This is a genomic window from Bradyrhizobium sp. AUGA SZCCT0431 (assembly GCF_018131065.1).
GTDB lineage: Bacteria > Pseudomonadota > Alphaproteobacteria > Rhizobiales > Xanthobacteraceae > Bradyrhizobium.
Window position 1 is genome coordinate 139,069 of the sequence record NZ_JAFCLR010000006.1, and the last position, 25,239, is coordinate 164,307.

A 25,239-nucleotide genomic window follows, 5' to 3' on the forward strand; every position below is an offset into this window, starting at 1 on the left:
TCGTGATGCACGTCAGTTCTGCGTTTCTGCTCGCCGCCCCCGCGGCGCGCGCCAGCGCATGGTAGAGCGTGCAGTCAGGCATCGGCAGGTGCCAGGGCTCGCCAACCGGCAGAGCGGAGAAACGCTGCTCACCGGCGGTGTGTCCTCATGACTCAGTCCAGCCCTCCTGTCGGCCGCGGCTCGGTGCGGCATGGCGCTCATGCTCTTCATCCGCAACCTGCAAACCGTGATCCAGCGCATCGAGCAGCTGATGGGATTCATCCGCGGAGATCACCAAAGGCGGCGCAAGGAACAGCGAGGTCTGTTCACCGCTGGTTCCGATCACCGCGCCCGCCTCAAGGCCGCGCAACGCCACGCGGGAAGCGACGGGATCCTCAAAAGTGTCCGCGTGCCACGTGCGCCAGTCGGGCCCGTGCAGCTCGATGGTCCAATGCAGGCCCTGGCCCGCCACGCGACTTACGCTGGGATGCCGCCGCGCGATCTCGAGCAGACGCTTTGCGAACAGTCCCTCGAGCTGGCGTACCCGGGACAGGATGTCTTCGCTGGTGACCACGCCGAGGTAGGCGCTGACGGCGGCCATGCTGATCGGATGCCCGCGCAACGTTCCGTAGTTCTGCCAACTCTTGCCCTTGAGCTGCTCGACGATGGCTTTCGACACCACGACCGCCGCGACCGCCGCGGCGCCGCCCCCCAGCGATTTGCCGAGCGTCACGATGTCCGGACGGCTCTCGCCACCTTGAAACGCGAACCATCGCCCCGCCCGCCCAGCGCCGGTCACCACTTCGTCGGCGATCCAGACCGATCCAGCCTCGCGGGCGTGCAGCGCCAGCTGGTCCTGATATTCGGCGTCATAGTAGATGCCGCCTTGCGTATAGTCGATGATGGTTGCAGCAGTGTCCGACAGGGTGCTTGCGGCATCGGCGAGATACTGTTTCGCCGGCGGATTGTTCGGCGGTGCGCCGTAGATCGCGCCATCGGGCGCGGGCAGAATGCGGACCGGTGCCATCACCGCAGGCAGTTGCGAGCCACCGGCATGCACCGCGAGACCGCCATGCCATTGTGGCTGGACGGTCATGCTGCGGGACAGACCGACCAGGCCGTGATAGGCGCGCTCGCGGGTAGCGAGCGCCGTGCGCTGCGTCAATGCCTGGCAAAGCGAGAGCGCCATGTCATTCGCTTCGCTTCCGCTGATGCAAAAGCGAACGGCGCCGACCCAGTCCTCTTCACCCTCGAAGGCGACCCGGATCAGATCGTCAGCGGCTTGCTCGCGCCCGATCCAGGTCCAACCTTCGTTCACGACGGGTGTATCCGCGGCGCGACGGATCGCTTCCACCATCGCCGGATGACGATGGCCAAGGCCGCCACCGGTATTGCTTCCATCGATCAGGCGACGGCCATCCTCGAGATGAAAATAGACCCCCTCACCGCCGACGACGGTAAGCGGCGCGCTGTCGCCCGCATTCAGGCCGGTTCGCAAGAGCCTACTCATCGAGAAACCTCATTTGCCGCTCCATAACCGCCGCCACCGCAGCTCTCGATGGTGACAAGATCGTCGCGCTGCAACACCAGATTCGATTTGCCATCGATTTCGACATTCGCGCCGTTTCTGACCAGTGATACCCGGCAGGTCTCGCCGGGTTGGCCGCCCTGCGCGCCGAATGGCGGGATCACCATTCGCTCGATACATGTTGTCAGATGCATGGACGGCGCGAGAATCCGATAGGAACGCACCACGCCGTCGCCGCCGCGATATTTTCCGGCGCCACCGGACTCGCGGCGAATGGATTGCTGCTCGACCCGGATCTTGTAGTTGGCCTCGATCACTTCGGCCGGCGTGTTGGACGTATTGGCCAGGTGCACACGCGTCGCCGAAACGCCGTCACGATCATGGCGCGCGCCCTCGCCGCCGCCATGGACCTCGTACAGCATCTTCCAGGAGCCGTCCGAGCGCGGCTCGGCGAAGAAGAGCACACTGGCGGTCGTCGTCCCGCCCGCCGACAAGCGTTCCGGAATCGCGTCCTGCATCGCTTGGAAGATGGCATCGACGATGCGCATTGAGGTTTCGTGATTTCCCGCCGCGACGGCCGCCGTCCACCCCGGCTCCAGAATCGAACCCTGGCGCGTGATGATCGTGAGCGGCCGCAAGGCTCCGGCATTTTGCTGCATCTCACGCCCGCTCATGATGCGTGCTGAATAGGCAACCGCGGAACGCGCAATGAACGGCGTCGTGTTGCAGAAATTCGCGGCCCGGTCGGCGCTGCCGGACAGATCAAACGTGGCCTCGTCGCCGGCGATGGTGATCTTGACGTGAATACGGGCGGGTTCACCGCCCGCGCCGCCATCGTCCAGGTAATCTTCGCCCTGATAGACGCCATCAGGCAATTCGCGGATGGCCTCCCGCATCTCGATCTCCGACAGGTCATGCAGACGCGCCAACGCCGCGGCGAACACATCGGTGCCGTGGTGCCGGCAAAGCTCGACGATGCGCTTTTCGCCCGCCTTGGTTGCCGCGATCTGTCCGAGCAGATCGCCTTCGCACGCTTCGGGATCGCGTACATTGGCCTTCAGAAGCTGCATGATCGGCGTATTCACTCCGCCCGCTGTCGCAATCAGAACCGGCGGAATGCGCATCGCCTCCTGAAAAGTATCGATGGCCTTGGCGAAGTAGCTGCCCGGCCATGTCCCGCCGATATCGGGCCAATGCGCGAGGCTGATCGCGAATGCGACGATATCACCGTCGACAAAGACCGGCCGGACCACTTTGACGTCGTTAAGATGGTTGCCGCCCAGCGCGCCAAGATTATAGATCAGCACGTCGCCGTCGTTCAGGCTGCCTACGGGCACAACTTTCAGCAGTTCCGGAACGGTGTAAGCCATGGCCCCGAGGTGGATCGGGATGTCCCGGCCCTGACCGACCAGATCGCCCTTCGCATCGGTGATCGCAGATGACAGATCGCCGGCTTCGCGCAGCAGTGGCGAGCGTGCCGAACGCGTCATCACCAGACTCATTTCCTCGGCTGCCGCCGACAATCCATGCCGGATCACCTCAACGGTAAACGGATCGAGCCTCATGGCGTCACCTTCGTCAAAAAGAGATGACCGATCGAGTCCGGTTTGGCCTGCCAGCCCGGGGGGACCACAATAGTGGACCACGCATCTTCAACGATCGCGGGCCCGCGGACCGGTTCCTTCATCGAGGCGCGGTCCACGATCACCGTCGCTACGTCATGGCGGCCATCGAACGTGCATCGGCGCGAAGCCACCTGCAACTTGCGAACGGCGGTCGTGGGGCGATCGACGATGGTGGTCGATGGCCGCCGCGCCTGCACGCGCACCGATTCGATGACGCAACTCTCCGCCGTCGCATAGCCGAACAGTTCGTGGTGACGAACGAGAAAATCGTCCCGCAGGCGCGTGGTATTCAGAGGCAGGGAGAACGGCACGGCAATGGCGTCGTTCTGCGCGGCATAGCGCATCAGGGCGACCAGTTCGACGTCGATCTCTGCGCGCGCAACGCCGTTGGCAATCAATGGTTCCGACGCCTGCCCGATCAGGGTCTCGATCCGCTCCAACACCCGAGCGAGATCGATACCATCCAATGCGACACGGAAGGTCTGCTGCTGCAGAAAGCTGAAATCGGCGGTGAGACAGCCAAGCGCGGAAAATGCGCTTGATGCGTTGGGCACCACGATCGAACCGATGCCGTAGAGATCCGCCATTCCCGCCGCATGCATCGGACCACCGCCGCCGAAGGCAAGGAGCGTACAGTCGCGGCCGTCGATGCCGCGTTCCACCGTCACCCGGCGCAGCGCCCTTGCCATGGTTGCATTGGCGACCTTGACGATGCCGAGGGCGGTCTCCTCAAGGTCCAGTTTCAGCGTTTGCGCGATGGGCAAGATAGCGCGCCGGGCAGCCTCGATGTCGAGGTTGATACGGTCTCCGAGCCGCGTTTCGGGATTGAGATAGCCGAGCACCGCGTTGGCATCGGTGATCGTCGGCGCCGTACCGCCGCGGCCATAGCAGGCCGGGCCGGGTTCCGACCCCGCGCTATGGGGTCCTACGGTCAAGCCGCCTGGTCCATTGCGCACGATCGAACCACCTCCCGCCCCGATCGAGTGAACCGCCAGCATCGGCTGGCGCAGCGGCCGATCCCCGAGCATTCGGCCGTCCGCCATCTCCGCCTGCCCGTCGATGATCAGACAGACGTCGGTGGTGGTGCCGCCCATGTCGAAGGTGAGCATTCTCGGCGTGCCGAGCTGGCGCGCGATGCTGACCGACGCCGACACACCGGCCGCGGGCCCGGACATCGCCATCACCAGCGGACGCCGCTTGACCGCAGCAATCGGCACCATGGCTCCGGCGGAATGGAACACCTGCAGGCCAGGTCCAATCGGCAAGCGCAGCTCCAGCTCACTCAAATATTCGACGGCAATCGGCATCGCCGCAGCATTGAACACCGTCGACGACGTGCGCTCGTATTCGCGGGCTTCCGGATTGACCTCATGCGACAGCGAGACATGCGGCACGATCGCCTTGAGCCGTTCGGCCAGCATCCTCTCATGTACCGGATTGGCGTAGGCATGCAGCAGGGCCACCGCCACGCTTTGCACACCCGTCTGCTTCAGCCAGGTCACCAGACGATTGATCTCCAGATCCTGCAACGGCTTCAGCACATTGCCTTCGTGGTCGAGCCGCTCGACCAGACCGAAGCAAAGCTCGCGTGGCACCAATGATGGCGATTTCGGCGGGATATCGAGGCGGTACAGATCACGGCGCCGGTAGCGACCGATATCCAGCACATCCTCGAATCCCGCGGTGGCGATGAGCGCAACCTTTGGGAGGCGCTCCTCGACGATCGCATTGGTTACCCGTGTGGTGCCATGGACGAAGCGTTTGACCTGATCCTTCTGCAGCCCGACGGCCTCAAGGGCTTCGAGCATCGCATCGACCGGCGCATGCGGACGCGACGGAACCTTGGCGATCCGGGTTTCGGCGGGGTCACGCCGGATGGCAATGATGTCCGTGAACGTGCCCCCGATATCGGTTCCGACTTCCCATTCCCTGTTCAAGCCGCTCATTTCATTCCTTGTTCAGCCATTGCCTTCCTTCTCAGCGCACCGAACAAGGCCGGGGGCGACGACAGAAGCCACGTTGCGACTCAAATCGCGAAAGTCGAGCTAGAGATAGGCCGCGCCGATCAGTAGTTTCAACGAGACTCCACGATCCGTCATCATCACCCTGCTTCCCCTGTGAAGGCCACCGGCGAATTTGTGACAGACCGGTCGTGCCATCGCATAGAGCCAGAGTTGCCGCAAACAGGTAGGCCAGCCACTCAAGCGGTGCCGCTCTTCCAAAGTCTTCTGCATTAATCCGGGCATCGATGCCCACGGAAGATGCACACTCGCCGTCCCCGGAGCCGCGGCTCCGATGGCTCAAGCTGATCTGCTGCAGCTATGAAGCACTGAGGCACGCGGCCATTTTGGATATCAACCGGCGTGCATCCTCTGTCTGCAGCCGCCCATATCCGAACACCAATCCCTGTTGCGTGGGTTCGCCGAGATAGTTCTGCGACAGCGGCTGCACGTGAATGCCGGTTTGCAGCAGGAGCCTTACCGCCTCTGCATCGCTCATCCGGGCCCGCATTCGATCGGTGAAGAAGGCGACCAAATGGAGCCCGGTCGCCGCGGATGACACGGTCAGATCATCAGGCATCAATGTGGTGATCGCGTCAATCAAGGCAGCCCGCCGCGCGGCATAAACCTTCCGCATTCGCCGCAGATGTCTCACCAGGTGGCCTTCCCGCATGAATTCCGCCAGTGCCACCTGCCCGATTCCCGATGTGTGGACATCGATCCGGGCGCGACCTTTCGAGAACGCCCTGATGAGACGTTCGTCGGCGATCATGTAGCCGATACGCAAGCTCGGCATCATCAGCTTCGAAAAAGTCCCTAGGTAGATCACGCGTCCATCGCGATCGAGCGACCGCAGCGAGGCAATCATGCTGTCCTGATGCCTGAACTCCGAATTGTAATCATCTTCGATGATCCAGGCGTCATTCTTGTTCGCCCAGTCCAAAAGCTCGAGCCGCCGCTCAAGACCCATGCTGACGCCAATCGGATATTGATGCGACGGCGTCACGACCACGAGCTTGGCATGCGGCGCCAGCCGAATTCCCTCGTAAACGCAGAGGCCCTTGTCGTCGACAGGCACCGGAATGAGTTTCGCGCCGGCCGCGGTCAGCGTCCACCGGGCTTCGACGAACCCGGGCTCCTCGACCCACACCTCGTCGCCCTGATCGAGGATCATGCGGCTGCAGAAATCCAGTGCACCTGACGTGCCGGAGGTCACGGCCACGTTGCCCGGCGTGCAGACCAGACCACGCACCGATCCAAGGAAATTGGCGATTTCGCTCCGCAACGCCGGATGCCCCTCAGGCGGAAGGTCCAGACAGTCGGAGTTTTTCGGATTCTGCCAAGCCTGACGCAACAGCCTCGCCCATTCCTTGAATGGAAAGCTGGAAACATCCGGCGCACCGGGGCTGAATTCGGACTTCCAGTTGGTGTCGTATTCGAATGCCAGCAGCGATCGCCAGCGATCAGAGACCGGGCCAATCTCGATAGCAATTGAATCCTCTCCTGACGAGGACACCGCCGCTAGCGCCGGGCTCGCTTGCGCCTGCTTGACCGACGCCACGGTGACGCCTCCACGCGGGGTCGATTCCAGGTAACCTTCGGCATAGAGCAAATCCCACGCGGTCAGAATCACCGTTCGTGAACAGCCCAGTTCGCGCGCGATCTCCCGCGAGCCGAGAAACTGCGTGCCGGCCGGAAGCCTCCCCTGCAGAATGCCGTTCCGGAGATGCGCGGCGATCTGCAGGTGGATCGGGACCGCTGAAGCGCGATCGATATGCATGCCGGCGATCGACACGCGCCTCTTTTGGGGGCGGGATTTTTCCATAGACGAAGGATTTAACTTTGAGCGCGGCCAACCAGCAAACCGCAGTCTTCATATACACGTTCTTGAAACGATCGACCCGCCGCTGATACCCCAGCCCGTTCAGGTCGGCTTGCGCACGCTGGATGTTGCTCGATTTTCTCTGATCTCTCGGCGCACACATCGTGCGCATGCCGCCTTCTCGCACCAATCCTTCATGGGGGCGATGGAAAAGATAGTCTTTGCCTTTCAGCGGCTTATCTTGCTCCCTCAATGCGATGAAGCACGGTTGGATTATCTGCGCGATCGCGAAGGACTTGCGCGGCCTGCCGCCGGCGGCGGACCGGACTCCGTCCGGGAGGTTGTCGCTGACCGCGACCTCCATCCTTCGGTTGTCTTGATCGAAATTGAGCACGCGCGGCCTAAAATATCGGCTTCCCCTTGTATTGGACTTGACGTCATCCTGCCGCCCTCGCCAAGCTGACGACGGCGGCAACGGGAGTGCAGCATGAGTGCGGCCATCGGAAATCGGATCGACGCCTTTCGCAGTCGTCACAGCATTGGCACGGCCGATGGTCCTGGTCAGGAGAGAACCTAAGACCCCGTAGTCGACGGCAGTGACGGAGCGCAAGATGCAGACCACTTTCGCGACCAACGACATCCCTACCCATCATCGCCGCCAGTTCTGGCAGAAGGCCGTCTCCGACATCTACTACTCGCTGGACCTTCGTTTTCTCGGCGGCCATGACTTCCACGGCAGACTGGGCGCATGGTCGCTCGGGCCGGTATCGATCTCCCGCAACGTCTGCGACGGCCTGCTTTACAAGCGGCACGAACGCCACCTCGTCAATGAACGCGAGGAATGCTTCCTGATCACCGTGCCCGAGCTCGCCGAGATCCGCTTTGAGCAGGACGGCAAGGACATCCGCTGCCGACCGGGCGCCTTCCTGATCGAGCGCAGCCATTTACCCTATGAGTTCAGCCACCACGATCCCGCCGCGCTCTGGGTGCTGAAAATCCCAAGCGCCGTGCTGCGCGGGCGGATCTCGCGCCCCGAACGCCTCGCTACCTTGCAATTCGACGCCAGCCGCAGCGTCGGCGCGCTCTTCGTCGATACGCTCCGCCTGTCCGGCGAGCGCATCGAGGAAATGGACGAGACTGCCCGAACCATGATGGGCAAGCATCTCATCGATTTGCTGGCGATGGCGGTCGAGTCCGACGAGCGCGTGCTGGCGGGTCACTCGTCCACGATCCGCAATGCGCATCTGCATCGCTGCGAGCACTTTATCCGTACACGCCTCGACGACATGCGGCTGACGCCGCAGACGGTGGCGGACGGTTGCGGCATTTCTCTCAGATATCTGCACCAGATCTTTGAAGGCGAAGGCGTCACCGTGAGCACCTATATCCGCGCCCAGCGCCTGCTGATGTGCGATGCCATGCTGCGCGATCCGCACTGTCGCAAGAGCATCTCCGAAATTGCCTACCATTGGGGATTCGGCGACCAGGCGCAGTTCAGCCGCAACTACCGCGGCCGGTTCGGCTGCACGCCGAGCGAGGCGCGGGCAGCGTCGCGCGCAGCCTATCCATGAAGCAATGACGGCGCCAGTACTCTTCCTGATCCGACCCTTGATTGCTTCCTGGGCAGGCTGGAGTCGACGCGACGGCTGAGCCGTTCGTGCTCTCTGGCACAAATCTTCCTGCGCTCAGCGTCAAGAAGCCTCACCGAAGGCCTGCCTATAATCCTCGCGACAACTTTCGAAATCCGCCGGTCGAACGGGCCGTCAGCGGCAGCCGGATCATCGATCCGGCGCGCCTGAACCGTCGTCCCGACCTCGCCCGGCACGCGTTGGAAAGGAAGCCGTATCGTGCAAAATCTTCGCGTGGCCGTCGACGTCGGCGGCACCTTTACCGACATCTGCATCATGGACGAGGCCACCGGCCTCATCCGCATCGAGAAAACATCCACGACCCGGGATCCCATCGAGGGGATCATGGGCGGCGTCTCCAAGGCCGGCATCGATTTGTCCAGGGTGGCGCTGTTCTCGCACGGCACCACGGTTGCGACCAACGCACTGATCACGCGCCGCCTTCCGCGCACGGCCGTGGTGACTACCGAAGGCTTCCGCGACGTCATCGAGATCCGGCGCGCCAACAAGGAAGACCTCTGGGACACCTACAAGGACGTCGTCAAACCCTACGTGCCGCGACGCGACCGGCTGACCGTACCCGAACGCGTCGATGCGGCCGGCAAGGTGATCCAGCCGCTCGACACTGACGCCGCACGCCAGGTCGCGCGCATTCTAAAGCGCCGGGGCGTGGCCGCGATCGCGGTCTGTTTCATGAACGCCTACCTCAATGGCGAGAATGAGCGCGCGATGCGCGACATCCTGCTGGCGGAGATGCCGGACATTCCGGTGTCGATCTCCTCGCAGGTGCTTCCCGAAATCTTCGAGCACGAGCGATTCTCGACGACGGTCGTCAACGCCGTCGTCAGCCCGGTCGTCGTCAGCTATACGAGCCGCCTCGGCGACCGCCTTGCCGATGAAGGCTACACCCGCGATCTCCTGCTGCTGCACACCGGCGGCGGCGTCATGACACCGGCGAGCGTCAAGGATTTCGCCGCACGCCTCGCAGGTTCCGGCATTGCCGCCGGCGCGATTGCCAGCCGCTATATCGCGGGCCTCTGCGGCTTTCCCAATTCGATCGGCCTCGACATGGGCGGTACCTCGACCGACGTGTCGCTGGCCTATGAGGGTCAGTCACGCATCACCAAGGACTGGTACATCGAATACGGCTACCCGATCCGCTTTGCGTCCATCGAGGTGCTCACCATCGGCGCGGGCGGGGGATCGCTCGCCTGGACCGATCCGGCCGGCTCCCTGCGCAACGGCCCGCAATCGGCCGGCGCCTATCCAGGCCCGGCCTGTTACGGCAATGGCAATACGCAGCCGACCAATACCGACGCCAATGTCACGATGGGTCGACTCGGCACCAGCCTGGCCGGCGGCAAGGTGATGCTCGATCCCGAGCTTGCGCGCAAGGCCGTCGAGGAAGGCGTCGCAAAGCCGTTCGGTTTCGGCCTGCACGAGGCAGCCGACGCGATCCTGAAAGTTGCCAACGCCAACATGTCGGATGCGGTACGGCTGATCTCGATCAGCCGCGGCTACGATCCGCGCGACTTCGCACTCGTCGCTTTTGGCGGCGCCGGCGCCCTGCATGGCGTCGATGTCGCCCGCGAACTCGCGATCCCCGTCGTGATCGTGCCGCCCAATCCCGGCGTGACCTCGGCGCTCGGATGCCTCCTGGTCGACATGCAGCACGACTTCTCGCAAAGCTGCATGGTCGGCGCCGACGAGGCCGATTCCGCCGACATCGAGGCGCAGTTCGCCGCGCTGGAGAAAGAAGCCCTGGCGCGGCTGACCCACGAAGGCGTCGCCCAGCAGGACATCGTGCTGCAGAGGTCGATCGATATGATGTATCGCGGCCAGTGGCGGTCGCTCGCCGTCAGCGCGCCGCGCCCGATCGGCGGGATCGCCGACCTCGTCAAGAGCTTCCACGCCGAGCATCAGCGCGAATACAATTTCCGCCGCGACGATTCTCCCGTCAGCTTCTTCCGTCTCAACCTGAAGGCCGTTGGCATCGTCCCCAAGGCCGAGTTCGCCGTGCACAAACCTACCGGAGCGATCCCGGAGCCGGTCGACCGGCGCCGGGTATGGTTCGACGGCAACGGGCTCGACACGCCGGTGTTCCAGCGCGACGACCTGCCCTGCGGCTTCAGCTTCCAGGGTCCCGCGATCATCGAACAAGTCGACGCGACCACCGTGGTGCCGCCCGGCGCCAGCGCGGAAGTCGATAAATACCTCAACATCATCATCCGCGTGAAGGAGTGAGCCGATGGCCGGCAATCTTGCGCTCGACCCTGTAACCTTCGAAGTCCTGAAGAACTCCTTCATCACCAGCGTCGACCAGATGGGCGAGCAGGTGCTGCGGACCTGCTATTCCTTCGTGATCTATAACCGCGATTTCTCGAGTGCGCTGCACGACGCCAAGGGCGAATGTGCAGCCCAGGGCAATCAGGACATCGCCGTCCATGTCGGAACGCTGCACTTCACCTGCCAGGACGTCATGCGCCACTTCGAGGGCGACATGCATGAAGGCGACGTCTATGCGATCAATGACCCCTATGCCGGCGGCACGCATTTTTCCGACGTGCGCCTGATCCGGCCGATCTTTGCCGACGGCAAGATCATCGCCTTCAGCCAGTCGAACGGACACTGGTCTGATGTCGGCGGCAGCGTGCCCGGGTCGTTCGACGTCGCCGCCCGCGAGATGTTCCGCGAGGGGCTGCGCATCACCCCGGTACGCCTGTTTGACAAGGCCGGCCTGCGCAGGGACGTCGCGCACTTGATCGCCTCGAACACGCGCGATCCGGCTTCGATCATTGGCGACATCCAGGCGCAGGCCCAGGCAACGCAAGTCTGTGAGCGCGAAATCCTTCGCCTCGTCAACAAATACGGCCGCGACACCGTCGAGACGGGACTTGCCGCGGTCCAGGACTATGTCGAGCGCTCGGCGCGCCAGCGCATCGCCGCGCTCCCCGACGGTGAATGGGAGACAGTCGACTTCATCGATCGCGACCCGGCCGGTGGCGAAGGGATGATCCCGATCCGAATCAAGATGACGATCAAGGGCGACCGTGCGATCTATGATTTCACCGGCAGCCATCCGACCATAGGCTCGATCTACAATTCGGCCTTCGGCGCCACCTTCTCGGCCGTTGCGGCGGGCATGAAGACCTTCTTTCCCGACTTGCCACTCAACTCCGGCTTCTACCGTTGCTTCGACATCATCGCGCCCGAGGGCTCGATCGTCGATGCCAAATGGCCAATCGCAGTCACCGGCTTCCTGATGCCGTTCGAGAAGATCATGAACTCGATCTACGAGATGTGGTCGAAGCTGATGCCGGAGCGCGCGCTCGCCTGCGCCTTCAATCTCGAGTATCTGCTGACCGGCGGTCTCGACGCCCGCAGCTCCGACAAGCCGATCTTCATGTTCTACGACTGGCTGCCGGGCGGCTGGGGCGGACGCAATGGCAAGGACGGCAGCAACGTCACGACCGCCTGCTTCGGCACCGGCCTGATGTCGCAGCCTGTCGAGGGCCAGGAGCGCGCCAATCCGATCCTGACCACCAAGTGTGAAATCCTCACGGACTCGCCCGGCCCCGGCAAATGGCGCGGCGGTGCAGGGGTGGTGAAGACCTCGCGGATGTTGCAGGCGGAGAAGACGGTGATCTCCTATATCTGCGACCGCGAGCGCGCCGTGGTCTGGGGCATTGAAGGCGGCTTGCCTTCGATGCCGCATGGCCTGACCTTGCATCGCGCCGGCGCCGCCGCCGAAGAACGGCTGGGTTCGATCTTCTCCGATGTGCCGATCGGTGAAGGCGACGTGTTCTCGCGTCCCACCGCCGGTGGCGGCGGGTTCGGCGATCCGCTCTTGCGCGACCCGCGTCTTGTGATCGAAGACATCAAGGACGACTACGTCTCGGTCGCACGCGCCGCCAAGGACTATGGTGTGGTGGTTCAGACCATCGACGCCGAGCTCTGCGAATATGAGATCGACCGGGCCGCTACCGATGCACTCCGCGCTAAAATCAGGGCCGAACGCGTCGCCAAGGCGCGGCTCGACCCGGAAGTGGTGGCGCAACGTTTTCGCAGCGGCGCGATCGATACGCTCGACGTGATCCGCCAGCACGCCGTGATCCTCGACTGGGGCACCGGCGCTCTCCTTCCTGAATCCACGCGTCAGTTCCGCGAGGTATTCGAGCGACGCTCGGTCGCAAATTGGGCCGCGGACTAATCCCCGCCGGCAACCGCGTCGCCCACGGGCGGCGCGGCGCGCGCATGCAAATGAGGATCCGAACTCGTCGGCCCTCGCCCTTTCATTCGAACCATGAGGATAGAGCTATGACCCGTACGACGTACCTTCCCGTCAACCGGCTTCGGCCGATCCGCTCGACGCTCTGCATCGCCGCGGGCCTCGCACTTGCGGCGATCTCGCCCGCCGCGGCCGAGACGCCCTGGTTTCCGATGAAGGTCTACGACGCCTCGTCCGGTACACCGAAGCCGGCGGAGTACACACCGCTGCCGAAGGCCGAGAAGCCCTACAAGCTCTGCGTGCTGTTTCCGCATATGAAGGACAGCTTTTGGGTGGCGGTCGCCTACGGCATCGTCAAGCAGGCCGAGACGATGAACGTCAACATGACCCTCTACGAGGCCGGCGGCTACGAGAACCTGCCGAAGCAGCTCTCGCAATTCGACGATTGCATGGCGAGCGGCGCCGACGCGATCATCGTCGGCGCGATATCCGGTGCGGGTCTCAGCAAGAAATTCGAGGAAGCCAAGGCCAAGGGCGTGCCGGTCGTCGGTGTCGCCAATCCGCTGCCGCCCAACGCCCTGCCCGCCGCGATCTATGTCGACTTCGTCGCCATGGGCGGGGTGACCGGCGAAGGCCTGCTGGCGCAGGCCAAGCCCGACGCCAAGCTCAACATCGTGACATTCCCAGGCCCCGCCGGCTCGGGCTGGGCGGAATCCTTCAACGAAGGTTTCAAGAAGGCGGTGGCGAAGAATCCGAACGCCAAGGTCCTTGCCGAGAAGTTCGGCGACTCCGGCGTTGCGGTCCAACTCCAGTTGATTCAGGACGCGCTGCAGGCCTATCCGGGCATGAACGTGATCTGGGGCACCGCACCCACCGCTGAAGCGGCGATCGGCGCGGTCGCGGAAGCCGGCCGCAGCGACATGAAGATCATGTCCTCCTACGAGAACCAGGCCATGCTCGATGCACTGAACCGCGGCGACGTCCTCGCCTTTGCGACCCAGTACCCGGTCGGCGAAGGCGCCGTCTCGGTCGATCAGGCCGTGCGTCTGATCGAGAAGAAGCCGGTGATGAGCCTGGCCCAGCCGCTGGCCTCGGCAGTCGACAAGACCACCGTGCCGAAGCTGCAGATGGGCCTCGTGCTGGCGCCCGGAAGCTGGAAGCCGGTCTACTCGGTCAAGGCCAAGTAAGTCCTAAGTAAGCCCCGGCAATACGGCGGGAGACAAGCAACTCCCGCCCGCTACCGGCCGCCTACGGAGACGCGGATGGATGTCGGCATCGACTTGAAGCAGGCCGAACCCCTGCTCGCATTGCGGGGGACCTCAAAACGATTCACCGGCGTCCGCGCGCTCGACCGGGTCGATCTCGATGTCCGTGCCGGCGAACTGCATGTGCTGTTCGGCGAGAACGGCGCCGGCAAATCGACCCTGATCAATGTGGTGTCAGGGACGTTTCCGCCCGACGAAGGCACATTCCATTTCGGCGGCGAGGAAATCCGCCACCTCACGCCGCAGCGGGCGCGCGCGATCGGCATCAGCCCGGTGTTCCAGGAATTCTCGCTGGTTCCAAGCCTCACGGTGGAAGAGAACCTGTTCCTCGGCCGCGAAGTCTCGAGCGGCGGCGTGTTGCGGGCGCGCGAGATGCGCAAGCGAGCCCGGGCGCTGATCGACGAACTCGGCTTCGACCTTGATCCGTCGCAGCGGGTCGACGATCTCTCGCGCGCGCACCAGCAGATGACGGAGATCGCCAAGGCGCTGCTCGGCCGGGTGCGCCTGCTCATCCTCGACGAGCCGACCGCCTCGCTGACAGAGCGCGAGACCGGACGGCTGTTCGAGCTGATTGCCCGGCTGAAGAGCCAGAATGTCGGGCTGATCTATGTCTCGCACCGCATGCGCGAGATCCGGGCGCTTGCCGACCGCGTCACCGTGCTGCGCGACGGCCGCCATATCCGCACCCTCGATGCCGCCACGTCGACCGACGGCGAACTGGTCGAACTGATGACTGGCCGCAAGATCGACCTGCTGTTTCCGACGATCGCGCACAAGCCGGGCAAGGTTATGGTCGACGTCGAAAACCTCACCTTGACCGACGGCAGCGTTCGCGACGTGAACTTCTACGCCCAGGCTGGCGAGATCACCGGCATTGCAGGCCTCGTCGGCTGCGGCAAATCGGAGCTGATCCGCGCCATCTACGGGCTGGAGCCGATGGCTTCGGGCGTGGTCCGGATCGATGGCTTGCGTTACGAATTCCCGGCGCCGCGGCGCAGCCTGAAGCATGGCATCGCCTATTTTCCCGCCAACCGGATCGCCGAAGGGCTCGCGCTGTCGCGTCCGATCCGCGAGAACGCCTCGATGACCGGACTAGACCTGCCCGCGTTCGCCCGCTTCGGCGTGCTGCGACAGGCTGCGGAGCGCATCACGATCTCCGGCATCATGGAGCAGTTGCAGCTCAGGCCGCCCAACATCGAGCGGGCAGCAGGCGCGCTGTCCGGCGGCAACCGCCAGAAGGTGATGCTCGGGCGCGCGCTGACGCGCGAGCTGACCGTCTTCCTGTTCGACGAGCCGAGCGTCGGTATCGACGTCGGCGCCAAGCTCGAGGTCTACGAATTCATGAAGCGTCTCGTCGAGGCCGGCGCCGCGGTCATCGTGGTGTCGTCCGAATTGCCGGAGGTGCTGGCGCTATCGAACCGGCTCTACGTCATGCACCATGGCCGGGTCGCCACCGAGCTGAAAGGCGCCGAGAAGACCGAGCAGAACGTGCTTGCGAGCTTCTTCCGCGATCACCTTGCGGCGGAGGTCGCATGAGCACGGCCCTCACCGCCACCCAACCTCGGACTTCCATCGGCTCTGGCCGATCGATCGCCGGACGGATCGGATTGCTGCCGGCGCTGCTGGTCGCGCTTATCGCCGGCATGTCGGCGATCGATCCCCAGTTTTACGGCATCATCAACATCCTCAACATCCTGCGCAACGCATCGTTTCTCGCGATCGTCGCTTGCGGCCAGGCGCTGGTGATCATCGCGGGCGGTTTTGACCTCTCGGTCGGCGCCGTCGTCGCGCTCGCCAGTGTGGTGACCGCAAAGACCATGGCGGCCGCGGCGGTCGCGTATCCCGGCAACAACGCCCTCGTCATCGCAAGTGGCGTCGCTGCCGGGCTCGGCTGCGGACTGCTGGTCGGGCTCGTCAACGGCTTCTGCGTGGCGAAACTCAAGGTCTCGGGCTTCGTGGTGACGCTCGGCACGATGTCGGCGACCGCCGGCGTCGGCCTCATGATCACCAGCGGCATCCCGGTCTACGGCATGCCCGAGGCTTTCGTAAAAGGTTTTGGGCGCGCCCAGGTGTTCGGCCTGCCGACCGCTGTCTACCTCGCACTCGCCGTCATCCTCGTGACGATGTTCGCGCAGCGGCGAACCTTGTTCGGCCGCTACGTCTATGCGATCGGCGGCAACGTCGATGCGGCCGTGGTGTCCGGCGTGTCGATCCAGCGCCACATCGTCGGCACCTATGTCCTCTCCAGCGTGCTCGCCGCCCTCGCCGGCATATTGCTTACCGCGCAGGTAGGCTCCGGCCAGGCCAGCTTTGGCGGCGACCGCATGATGCTGCAGTCGATCGCCGCCGCCGTGATCGGCGGGGTCAGCCTGCGCGGTGGCGTCGGCCGGGTCGAGATCGTCGCCATCAGCGCGCTGTTTCTGACCATCCTCGGCAACGCGCTCAACCTCCTGCACATCGACTCCCGCCTGCAGCCGGTTTTCCTTGGCGTCATCATGGTAGCGGCCGTGGCGCTCGACGAACTCAGCCGACGGAGGAAGTCCCGTGTCTGACCTCGAATTGTCGGTCGCCGCCAAGGACACCGGCCATACGAAATGGCTTCCGGCCGAATGGCTCTGGCGCGCGATGCTGCCGATCGCGCTGGTCGTGCTGCTGCTCGGCTTTGCCGCCGTCGACAGCCGGGTGCTGTCCCCGGCCAATCTGCTCAACATCGCCCAGCAGACCAGCTATCTCGCGCTCTTCGCCATGGCGCAGACCGTGGTCATCCTGACACGCGGCTTCGATCTTGCCCTTGGTCCGACGGTATCGATGGTCAGTGTCGGCACCGCGCTGGCGATGGCCGGCGCCACCGCATCGGGCCACGATACGGCCACCGTCCTGCTCGCCGGACTTGGCGCCGGCTTCGGCCTTGGCATCGCGTGCGGCCTGTTCAATGGCGTGGTGATCGCACTGCTCGGCGTGAACCCCTTTGTCGCAACCCTCGGCAGCTACAATATCGCGATCGGCGTTGCGACGACGCTGTCGGCCGGACGGCCCGTGCAGGGCGTGCCGGGCCCGTTCTCGCAGATCTTCTACGGCGGCAACATATTCGGTGTCCCCGCCGCCATCGCAATCACCGTCGCGATCGGCATCGTGCTGCAACTGATGCTGGCACGTACCGTCTTCGGTCGCTCGCTCTACATCATCGGCACCAACCCGCGCGCCGCAGCGGTGGCGGGCTTGCCGGTGAAGCGCATCCTGGTTCTCACCTATGTGCTGTGCTCGGCCCTCGCCGCCCTCGGCGCCATCATGATGACGGCACGCACCGGCTCGGGCGAACCTAATCTCGGCGGCTCGCTGTCGCTGCAGGCGATTGCAGGCGCCGTGGTCGGCGGAACTAGCCTCGCCGGCGGACGCGGCGGGGTCGGCACCGCGGTGCTCGGCGCCTTGTTCGTCACCATCCTCTCCAACGGCATGAATCTCACCCGCATCGACGGGTACGTCCAGATGGTCGTGCTGGGCGCGATCGTCATCATCGGCGTGCTGCTCGATCGCCTGCGACTGGAGCGGCGCCAATGACGACTAATCCCCTCCTGCAAAGCGGTCCGGCGGGATCGTTCTACGTCGCGCCCTCGCTGCCGGCAGCACTCGATGCGCTGAGCGACTACGGCGCCGCTGGCGCTCCCTTTGCCGGTGGCACCTGGATCATGCGGTCTGCGATCCGGCACGAGCAGCTCAAGGCGCACTATGTCGCGATCGGGAAAATCCCCGAACTGAGCGCGGTCCAGATCGGCACCGACACGATCGAGATTGGCGCCGCGGTCACACACGCGGCGTTGGCAATGGCTTTGGCCGGTCTCCCCGAGTTCGGCGTCCTCGCGGCGGCCGCCGGCCGCTCCGCCAACCCGGCGATCCGCACGATGGCAACGATCGGGGGCAACCTCTCGGCGTCGGCGTTCGCCGCGGCGGATTGTGTGCCGGCGCTGCTCTGCCTCAACGCCGAGGTCGAAATTGCCAGCCGAAACGATCGTGAGCGGATCGGTCTGGAACAGTTCCTCAGGATGCGATCGAGACTCGCACCCGGCCGGCTGCTCACGCGGATCGTCGTGCCGCGGAACGCGCGCAAGACCGCCCATGCCCGCCTGCCGCTGCGCCAGTCGGGCGACTACCCGGTCGCCATCGTCAGCCTCGCGGTGGCGATCGATCCGGCAAACCGTGTGCAGGCCGTTCGGATCGCCGTCGGTTCGGTCGAACCGGTCGGGCGCCGCTGGGTCCGGCTCGAAGCGGCGTTGCTCGGCCACGTGCTGGATCCGACACAGGCTACCAAGGTCGCGGCCGAACTGGCCGATGAATTCACCGGCCGCGACAGCGTCGAGGTGCCGGCCTGGTACCGCGTGAGCGTGTTGCCAAGCCTTGTGCGTCGCGCGGCCGTCGCCGCGCTTGGCAGCTGAGCGCCGATGTTGATGGAGGTGAACATGGCCCTGAGCCTGAACGTCAACGGCGATCGTCGCGGCTTCACCGCCGATCCCGTCACGCCGCTGGTCGACGTCCTGCGCGAGGAGTTTCACCTGACCGGCGTCAAGCCGGTCTGCCGCGAGGGCTTTTGCGGCGCCTGTATGGTGCTGGTCGACGACAGGCCCACTTTATCGTGTCTGATGCCCGCGGCGCTCGCGCAGGGTTGCGAGGTCCGCACCGTCGAAGGCCTCGCCGCAAATGGCACATTGAACCCGATCCAGCAGGCGCTCGAAGCCTGCGACGCCGTGCAATGCGGCATGTGTTTTCCCGGCATGGTGGTGACCTTGACGCATCTCCTGAAGGCAACGCCGGGCGCAACGCGCGACGACGTCCGCTCCGCGCTGACCGGCAACATCTGCCGGTGCACCGGATATGAGAGCATCGTCGAAGCGGCCGTGCGGGCGCTCACCGCGACATGATGGGAGGCCCAGCGATGGCCGACGTTTCCGCAACCATGGATTTCCGACGCCGCGATGCCGGCGACAAGCTGCGCGGCCACACGCGCTACACCGTCGATCGTTATCTACCGGGCATGTTGCACGCCGCGGTGCTACGCGCCAGCGTCCCCTCGGGACGCATCGTCCGCCTCGACACCGCCAAAGCCGCGCGCATGCCCGGCGTGCGCGCCGTGGTGACCGCCGCCGACGCGCCCGGCAAGATCGGAATCGGCATCGCCGATCATCCGCTGTTTGCTCGCGACGTGGTCCGCTACGACGGCGAACCGCTGGCCGCCATCGCCGCCGACACGTTTGCCCAGGCCCAGGCTGCCCTCGCGGCAATCGAGGTCGAGATCGCGCCCGTGACGGCCGTGCTCACCATGGCAGAGGCGCTTGCGCCTGACGCGCCGCTCGTTCATCCCGGCTGGCGCGACCATGAGATCCTGCTTGAGGGCGGGGCACGCGAAGGTAACGTCGCCTGGGAGGCGACCGTGGTCCGCGGCGATGTCGATGGCGCCTTCGCGAGACCGGACGTCGAGATCATCGAGAGCGTCTTCCGCGTCGGCCGCCAAAACCATGTCGCCTTCGAGCCACGCGCGGTGGTCGCAAGCTACGAAGACGGCCGTTTCCACATCGAAACCTCGACCCAGGTACCCTGGGGCATCCGCAACGCAACCGCACGGCTCCTGGGTGTCGCCGCATCGCAGGTGCGCGTCACGGTACCGCCGGTCGGCGGCGGCTTCGGCCTCAAATTCGATCTTGCTGTCGAACCCTTCGCCGCCCTGCTTGCCCGCGCCAGCGGCCGGCCGGTCCGGCTGGTCAACTCGCGGGAGGAGGAGATGCTGACCTGCCTGTTCCGCGAGAATGCCGAGATCCGCATTCGCTCGGCGGTGACACGCGAAGGCGAGATCGTCGGGCGCGAAGCCGTCGTCCTGATGGACTGCGGGGCCTATGGCGGAGAACAGATCTTCCTGACCACCATGACCGCGCACACGCTCGGCGGCAACTACCGGCTCGGCGCGGTGAGGCTGGTCTCGCGTGCGGTCTACACCAACACCGCTCCGAACGGGGCGTTCCGCTGTTGCAACGGCGTCTACAACACCTTCGCGTTGGAACGGCACACCGACGAGATCGCCGCCCGGATCGGTATCGATCCCCTCGCCTTCCGCCGCCGCAACGTGCTCGGCGATGGCGATCTCGGCGCCACCGGCCAGGTGTTCGAGGGCGACGTGCTCGGCCCGATGCTCGCGCGGATGGACACGCTGCGCGACGCGGCCGCCCCGCCCCGCAAGCTTGCCGACGGCCGGCTGTTTGGCCGCGCCACCACGGTCGGCACCTGGTTCGTCTTTGTCGGTCCTTCGGCGGCAACCGTGAACATGAACGCCGATGGCACCGTCACGCTGGTGACGTCAGGCGTCGAGATCGGCTCCGGTTCGATGATGCAGAGCCTTCCCCAGATCGTCGCCAGCACGCTCGGCATTGACCCAGAAAACGTGATCGTGCGCGCCGCCGACACCGATGCGGCCGGCTACGATGTCGGCGTCGGCGGCGGCCGCACCACGGTCGCGCTCGGCGCAGCCAGTCTGTCGGCCGCGCAGGAAGTACGCACAAAGCTGCTCAAGGTCGCCTCTGACATGATCGAGGCGGCCCCGGAAGACCTCGTGATGCGCCAGGGACGAATCGAGATCGCCGGCGCGCCCGGTTCGGGCCGCACGGTCGCGGAGGTTGCGACCCGCGCCCAGGCCCAGATCGGACCGGTCTCCGGCACCGGCGCCTTCACGGGAGCCGGCGTGCCGGCGATGCCGGGATGCGTTGCTGGCCACTTCATCGACGCGATCGACATCCCCGTATTCGCTGTCCATGACTGCGAGGTCGCCGTCGACAGGGAGACTGGACATGTCGAAGTGCTCTGCTATCGCGTCGTCCAGGATGTCGGCCGCGCGCTGAACCCGCGCGCTATCCAGGGCCAGATCCAGGGCGGCGTCGTGCAGGGACTGGGCTATGCCTTGCACGAAGAGGTCACGATCGGCACCAACGGCCGCGTCAACCAGAGCGGCTTCGAAACCTATCGCGTGCCGCTGGCGCTTGATGTCGTGCCGGTCGAAATCAGCCTCTACGAGGGTGCGCCGTCAATCGGACCGTTCGGCACCAAGGGTGCCGGCGAAGTGCCCATCCTCAATGTCGGCGCGGCCATCGCATGCGCGGTCGCGAATGCGACAGGAAAGCGCGTCCAGGAACTGCCACTGACGCCACCGCGCGTGCTCGAGCTCCTGCTCGACCGCAATCAGGAACTCATTTTGGCGCACATTGCAGAGGCATGGGCGGACAATCTGGTGCGCCCCCACGGCGCCTCAGCTCGCACATAAAAACGGACCGGGCGCGAGAGCACGTGGCCGCGGTGCCAAGCGTCGCCGACCTCAGGTCAGACCGGCCCTCACCACGTGGTAGTCGCGGCCAAAGTAGATCAAATTGTCCGTGCAGTCCGATCTCCGCAGTGCGACCACACGGCAGAACAATACGTCATGCGTACCAACGTTGGCGACGTCGACGATGCTGCAGTCGAAGGAGACCGCGCAGTCGATCAAAACGGACGCACCCGTTTCCAAGGTCGACCACGCCGCCGCCGCAAATCGTTCGTCGACCGGGATCCCGCCGCCGAACAGCCGCGACAGTCGCTCGTGTCGGCCCGATAGTACGTTCACACAAAGCACGCCATTCCCTGTCACGCTGGCATAGGCGGATGATCCGCGGTTCATGCATACCAGCAAAGTCGGCGGATCATCGGTCACGCTGCAGATGGCGGATGCGGTGAAGCCGGCTCGTCCTGCGTTACCATCGGTAGTGACGATATTGACCGCGGCGCCAAGACACGACATCGCATCGCGGTAATCCTGGCTGGAAACTATCGACATGAAGCGCTCCTCAGGCCCCGACGACGAATGGCTGATCGGCAAGTGCAAGCTCACGCAACACCTGCGCCAGGACGGAAGCGCCTGCGGCAACATGATCAGGCTCGGCCCATTCGTGCTCGACATGGCTCACACCGTCCCGGCAAGGGATGAAAATCATCGCGGCCGGGCACATCTTGGCGAGATGGCGCGCGTCGTGGCCGGCAGCGGACAGGATGGCCATGAAAGGCAAGCCCTGGTTGTGCGCCGCTCGCCCGATGCGCTCCCGCAGATTGAGATCGAAGTCATTCGATGGCGCATCAACCAGCGGGTCAATCATGACGGTGCAGGGCGGCGCGTGCTGATGGCAGAGCGCGGCGACGCGGGCGGCGGCCGCATCGAGCACGGCATTGTCCGGATGCCGCAGGTCAATGCTGAAGGTAACACGCGACGGCACCACCGATGGCGCGTTCGGTTCGACCGTGACCCGGCCGATGGTGAACTTGATCTCGGCATCGATGGCGCCGATCTGGGCGTGAAGCGCTGCCGCTATCCGCGCGAAAGCAGCCAGCGCATCGCGTCGCTGCTGTTGCGGCAGCGTGCCGGCGTGCCCCTCAGCACCCGCGACCACGCCCTCAAACGTCTTTTTGCCCTGGATGCCGGTGACGACGCCGATAGTGTGGCCTGCAGCTTCCAGCAGCGGCCCCTGCTCGATGTGCAGTTCGAGATACGCCGCGGCCGCAAAGCCGAGCGGCTTGCGCGGCAGGTCGGGAAACGCCGCATGCAACCGGTCAAGTGCTTCGCCGACGCTGATACCGCTCGCATCGCGCACGGCGCGGATCGCCTCGATGCCGCGCACGCCGATAAACGCTTCCGAGCCCATCATGCCGGGCGCGAAGCGACAACCTTCCTCGTTCATCCAGGCGACCACGACCAGATCACGCGCTGGCGTCTCGCCACGCTCCGTGAAAGACACTGCCACCTCAAGCGCGGCCATGACGCCCGCCGCACCATCGAACTTTCCGCCGGTCGGCTGACTGTCAAGATGACTGCCGACGAGGAGCGGCGGCGCGGCGCGATCGCGTCCGGCCAGCGTCAGGAACAAATTACCCGCCGCATCGGTCGCCGCCGTCAAACCGGCTTCCCGCGCCCAGCCGATGACGCGGTGCCAGGCAGCAATCTCGCCGTCGCTCAACGCCTGACGGTTGACGCCGCCGGCCGGCGTCGCGCCGATCTCGGCGAGCGCCATCAACCGCGTCCAGAGTCGATCGGCGTTGATCATGCAAATGGGGGCCATCGATCTATTTGGTGCGCATGATTTGGCCCGGCAGCGCGCGCGGATCGCGCGGCAGCCAGCGGCCGGCCTCGACCTGGGCGATGAACTCGGCCAGCAGCGCATTGAACGCCGCAGGCTCCTCGAGATTGAGGGTGTGGCCAGTTTTCGGGAAAACCGAGAGCCCGCAAGCCGGAATCGTCTTCTTCAGGAAGATGCCCGGCTGCAGGCAGTGATCGTCCTCGTCGCCGACCACCACCAGGGTCGGCACCTGCATCTGTTTCAGTTCGTCCTCGAGATCGTAGAACGAGGGCCGGCGCGCCTGTACGCCGCGCATGGTGTTGGCTGCGCCGCGATCGGAATGGGTGGCGAGGCGGTCGGCGAACTCCTGCCAGCCGCGCGGATCCTTGTTCTGGAACTGCACCCTGCTCGCGCCGAGCGCATAGATCTTCGAGAATTCCCTGGCTCCCTGCTTTTCAAAATTGTCGGCAACTTCCAGCGAAACACCGCGAAAATACTCCTCGTACTCCTTCTCGCAGCCATAGCCGGCGCCGGCGACGGTGAGCGAGCGCGCGCGCTGCGGCGTCCGCAGCCCAAAATGCACGGTGCAGAAGCCGCCCATCGAAAGCCCGACGATGTGCGCCTTGTCGATTTTCAGGGCGTCGAGCACGGCGACGGCATCGTCCGCAGCGATGGCTTGCGAATAGGCATCAACGCTGTCAGGTACGTCCGACGGCGGATAGCCGCGCGCGGCATAGGTAATGCAGCGGTGACGGCGGCTGAAATAGCGCAGCTGCGGCTCCCAGCTCGCGTGGTTGCCGCCGAATTCATGGATAAAGAGGATTGGCGTGCCCTCGCCCGCCTCCTCGACATACAGCTTAACGTCATCCCTGGTGGTGATAACTGACATCGGCAAGACCTTTCAGAATTGCGGCGGCAAATCGTTCAGCGTGCGCGCCTGCGCCACCATCTCCGGCAGCAGCGTGCAGAACTTTTCCACCCAGGACGACGGAACGGAGGTGCTCACCTTCACGAAGCGATCGCCGAAGCGTTGCGTGTGATAGGTGCCCTGGCGGATCATGATGCCCTGCCGGCGATAGCATTCGACCAGGGCTTCGGGACGGATGCCGGCCGCGATGGTTTCCAGCACCAGGAAATTGCCGTGCGAAGGGAAAATCGGCAGCACAAGCCCCTCGATCGCTACCGCTGCCTCCCGGATCATTGCCTTGTTGGCGCGATCGATGCTGCGGACCTTGCTCATCCATTCGCTCTTGACGGCGAGCCCGGCTTGCGCGGCACGCTGGGCAACGACGCTCGCGCCCAGCACGCTGGTCGAGGTCTGCGCCAATTCCTCGAACAGCCTGGGTGCCGCGACCAGAGCCCCGATGCGCAGCCCGGCGAGGCCGAGCCATTTGGAAAAACTCATCGAGACGACGGCGCCTTCCGGTGCCGCATGTAGTGCCGGGGTATGGCCATCGGCGAAATCACGATAGGTGCAATCGTGCACCAGCAGCGCACCGCAATCGCGCGCGATCGCCGCAAAGCTTTCGATCTCCTCGCTGGAATAGCGGATGCCGAGCGGATTGTTGGGATCGACCAGATAGATGATCGCTGTGCGCTCGTCGACATGCGCCTTCAGCGCGTCTGCCGTCAGGCGGTAGTTACAGGCGGGATCGTAGATCGGGATCTCGATCACCTCCGCGCCCTGCTGGCGCGCGAACAGGCACGGCCATTTCCAGGTCGGATCGGTGGTGACGAGCGTTGTGCCTGGCCTGCACCGCGCGCGGCAGATCATCGCCAGCGCATTGACGCCGCCTTCGGTCACGAGCGCTTCCGCGCCGGGCGTGCCGAGATCGGTCACGATCGCGCTGCGCAGCGCCTCGAAGCCCAGCGGCGGCGCATAGGCGTTGAACTCGCCGGCCTCGATGGAGTGCAGCATCGCCTCGCGCACCGCCGGATGGCTTTCGATGTGATTGGTGTTCTGCCCGAGCCAATAGAGGCCCGGCGTCGCCGAAAGCTCGTCGAAATAGCGGTTACGGGTCAGCGCAGTGGATTCAAGCTTGGACATGGCC

Annotated in this window: 19 protein-coding genes; 11 read left to right on the forward strand and 8 right to left on the reverse strand. The window is 64.8% G+C overall.

The window, feature by feature from the left end; genetic code table 11:
- Positions 1 to 145 precede the first annotated feature (145 nt).
- The 4 genes from JQ567_RS07480 to JQ567_RS07495 form a co-directional block, all read right to left on the reverse strand.
- Positions 146 to 1,489, reverse strand: coding sequence for an aminotransferase class III-fold pyridoxal phosphate-dependent enzyme (locus JQ567_RS07480; protein WP_212438218.1), 1,344 nt, complete (start codon positions 1,487 to 1,489; stop codon positions 146 to 148).
- A complete protein-coding gene (locus JQ567_RS07485) occupies positions 1,486 to 3,072 on the reverse strand; it encodes a hydantoinase B/oxoprolinase family protein (protein WP_212438219.1) in 1,587 nt (528 codons plus the stop codon). Before JQ567_RS07485 ends, JQ567_RS07480 begins: the two co-directional genes overlap by 4 nt.
- Positions 3,069 to 5,078 (reverse strand): hydantoinase/oxoprolinase family protein, encoded by a 2,010-nt coding sequence (locus JQ567_RS07490; RefSeq protein WP_212438220.1) that lies wholly within the window; start codon positions 5,076 to 5,078, stop codon positions 3,069 to 3,071. Before JQ567_RS07490 ends, JQ567_RS07485 begins: the two co-directional genes overlap by 4 nt.
- A gap of 373 nt (positions 5,079 to 5,451) precedes the next feature.
- Positions 5,452 to 6,957 (reverse strand): PLP-dependent aminotransferase family protein, encoded by a 1,506-nt coding sequence (locus JQ567_RS07495; RefSeq protein WP_212438221.1) that lies wholly within the window; start codon positions 6,955 to 6,957, stop codon positions 5,452 to 5,454.
- Here JQ567_RS07495 and JQ567_RS07500 point away from each other — a divergent pair.
- From JQ567_RS07500 to JQ567_RS07550, 11 genes are all read left to right on the forward strand, one after another.
- Positions 6,911 to 7,417 carry a hypothetical protein gene (locus JQ567_RS07500; protein ID WP_212438222.1) on the forward strand — a complete coding sequence of 169 codons (507 nt, stop codon included), beginning with the start codon at positions 6,911 to 6,913 and terminating at the stop codon, positions 7,415 to 7,417. The two genes, JQ567_RS07495 and JQ567_RS07500, sit on opposite strands and share 47 nt — an antisense overlap.
- Positions 7,418 to 7,565: 148 nt before the next feature.
- Positions 7,566 to 8,525, forward strand: coding sequence for a helix-turn-helix domain-containing protein (locus tag JQ567_RS07505; protein ID WP_212438223.1), 960 nt, complete (start codon positions 7,566 to 7,568; stop codon positions 8,523 to 8,525).
- A gap of 276 nt (positions 8,526 to 8,801) precedes the next feature.
- A complete protein-coding gene (locus tag JQ567_RS07510; RefSeq protein ID WP_212438224.1) occupies positions 8,802 to 10,826 on the forward strand; it encodes a hydantoinase/oxoprolinase family protein in 2,025 nt (674 codons plus the stop codon).
- Positions 10,827 to 10,830: 4 nt separating this feature from the next.
- Positions 10,831 to 12,792 carry a hydantoinase B/oxoprolinase family protein gene (locus JQ567_RS07515; RefSeq protein WP_212438225.1) on the forward strand — a complete coding sequence of 654 codons (1,962 nt, stop codon included), beginning with the start codon at positions 10,831 to 10,833 and terminating at the stop codon, positions 12,790 to 12,792.
- A gap of 107 nt (positions 12,793 to 12,899) precedes the next feature.
- Entirely contained in the window at positions 12,900 to 13,997 is a 1,098-nt protein-coding gene (torT, locus tag JQ567_RS07520) for a TMAO reductase system periplasmic protein TorT (RefSeq protein WP_212438226.1), read from the forward strand.
- Positions 13,998 to 14,072: 75 nt separating this feature from the next.
- Complete coding sequence (locus JQ567_RS07525) at positions 14,073 to 15,611, forward strand: sugar ABC transporter ATP-binding protein (RefSeq protein WP_212438227.1); 1,539 nt, start codon at positions 14,073 to 14,075, stop codon at positions 15,609 to 15,611.
- A complete protein-coding gene (locus JQ567_RS07530; protein ID WP_212438228.1) occupies positions 15,608 to 16,627 on the forward strand; it encodes an ABC transporter permease in 1,020 nt (339 codons plus the stop codon). The genes JQ567_RS07525 and JQ567_RS07530 overlap by 4 nt, the downstream gene beginning before the upstream one ends.
- The gene (locus JQ567_RS07535; protein WP_212438229.1) at positions 16,620 to 17,633 is read left to right on the forward strand and encodes an ABC transporter permease; all 1,014 of its coding nucleotides are present in this window, start codon (positions 16,620 to 16,622) and stop codon (positions 17,631 to 17,633) included. Before JQ567_RS07530 ends, JQ567_RS07535 begins: the two co-directional genes overlap by 8 nt.
- On the forward strand, positions 17,630 to 18,505 hold the full coding sequence (locus tag JQ567_RS07540; RefSeq protein ID WP_212438230.1) for a xanthine dehydrogenase family protein subunit M: 876 nt from the start codon (positions 17,630 to 17,632) through the stop codon (positions 18,503 to 18,505). Before JQ567_RS07535 ends, JQ567_RS07540 begins: the two co-directional genes overlap by 4 nt.
- 24 nt (positions 18,506 to 18,529) lie before the next feature.
- A complete protein-coding gene (locus JQ567_RS07545; protein ID WP_212438231.1) occupies positions 18,530 to 18,988 on the forward strand; it encodes a (2Fe-2S)-binding protein in 459 nt (152 codons plus the stop codon).
- Positions 18,989 to 19,002: 14 nt separating this feature from the next.
- Positions 19,003 to 21,372 carry a xanthine dehydrogenase family protein molybdopterin-binding subunit gene (locus tag JQ567_RS07550; protein ID WP_212438232.1) on the forward strand — a complete coding sequence of 790 codons (2,370 nt, stop codon included), beginning with the start codon at positions 19,003 to 19,005 and terminating at the stop codon, positions 21,370 to 21,372.
- A 51-nt stretch (positions 21,373 to 21,423) separates the two neighbouring features.
- Here JQ567_RS07550 and JQ567_RS07555 read toward each other — a convergent pair whose 3' ends face one another.
- The 4 genes from JQ567_RS07555 to JQ567_RS07570 are packed head-to-tail and all read right to left on the reverse strand — an operon-like array spanning position 21,424 to position 25,235.
- On the reverse strand, positions 21,424 to 21,918 hold the full coding sequence (locus JQ567_RS07555; protein WP_212438233.1) for a flavin reductase: 495 nt from the start codon (positions 21,916 to 21,918) through the stop codon (positions 21,424 to 21,426).
- A 10-nt stretch (positions 21,919 to 21,928) separates the two neighbouring features.
- Positions 21,929 to 23,191, reverse strand: a complete 1,263-nt coding sequence (locus tag JQ567_RS07560) for a hydantoinase/carbamoylase family amidase (protein WP_212438234.1) — start codon at positions 23,189 to 23,191, stop codon at positions 21,929 to 21,931.
- Between the two features lie 4 nt (positions 23,192 to 23,195).
- Positions 23,196 to 24,077, reverse strand: a complete 882-nt coding sequence (locus JQ567_RS07565; RefSeq protein ID WP_212438235.1) for an alpha/beta fold hydrolase — start codon at positions 24,075 to 24,077, stop codon at positions 23,196 to 23,198.
- Positions 24,078 to 24,089: 12 nt separating this feature from the next.
- The gene (locus JQ567_RS07570; protein WP_212438236.1) at positions 24,090 to 25,235 is read right to left on the reverse strand and encodes a pyridoxal phosphate-dependent aminotransferase; all 1,146 of its coding nucleotides are present in this window, start codon (positions 25,233 to 25,235) and stop codon (positions 24,090 to 24,092) included.
- Between the last annotated feature and the right edge of the window lie 4 nt (positions 25,236 to 25,239).